At 66.1% G+C, this 663-nt stretch carries 2 protein-coding genes; both read left to right on the forward strand.

The features are described 5' to 3' along the window. The coding region (locus NW837_RS15090) for a type III pantothenate kinase (protein WP_414332433.1) at positions 1-300 on the forward strand (300 nt) is incomplete at its 5' end. Further along, a partial coding sequence (locus NW837_RS15095) for a hypothetical protein (RefSeq protein ID WP_414332435.1) occupies positions 297-663 on the forward strand: 367 nt, incomplete at its 3' end. The genes NW837_RS15090 and NW837_RS15095, both read left to right, overlap by 4 nt.

Consider the following 663-nt stretch of genomic DNA (forward strand, 5'->3'; position numbering starts at 1 on the left):
TCGCTGGCGGGGCGCACGGCGCGCCTGCCGCGCATCGCCGTCGAGGGCGCGTGCCAGCCCATCGGCAAAACCACCCCAGAGAGCCTGCGCAGCGGCGTCATCCTTGGCTCCGTCGGCGCAATCGAACACCTGCTGCGCCTGTTCCGCGAAGAGTTAGGCAGCGACGCGCGGGTCATCGCCACAGGCGGACTCGCGCCCCGCTTCGCGCCGAACTGCCCCAGCATCCAGCAGGTGGAACCCATGCTCACACTGGAGGGGCTGCGCATTCTGTGGCAGCGCCATCATCGGGAGGTCGCATGAATCAGGAGATGCAACAGGCGTGGAACGCTATTCGCGAGCGCGTCAAGCAGAAAGTGTCGGGACCGACGGTCTACCGCGCCCTGGACGCGCTACAACTGGTGACCATCGAGGGCGAGACGGTCGTGCTGGGACTGCCGCACGAATCGTACTCGCTGGTGGGACACCTCAATAACCCCACCGTGCGCAAGTGGATCGATCAGTACCTTGAGGAGGCGTATGCGTTCCGCCCGCAGGTGGTGATTATCGAGGGCGCGACGCTGCAGGATTGGCAACTGCACCAGCGCAAGCAAGAGGAACTGCGCCGCCTGAGCGAGCAGGGCACGCGCAAGCGCGAGGCGGAAAGCCGCGTCTACTCGAACTGGG

Source organism: Synechococcus sp. R6-10 (assembly GCF_047461815.1).
Lineage (GTDB): Bacteria > Cyanobacteriota > Cyanobacteriia > Thermostichales > Thermostichaceae > Thermostichus.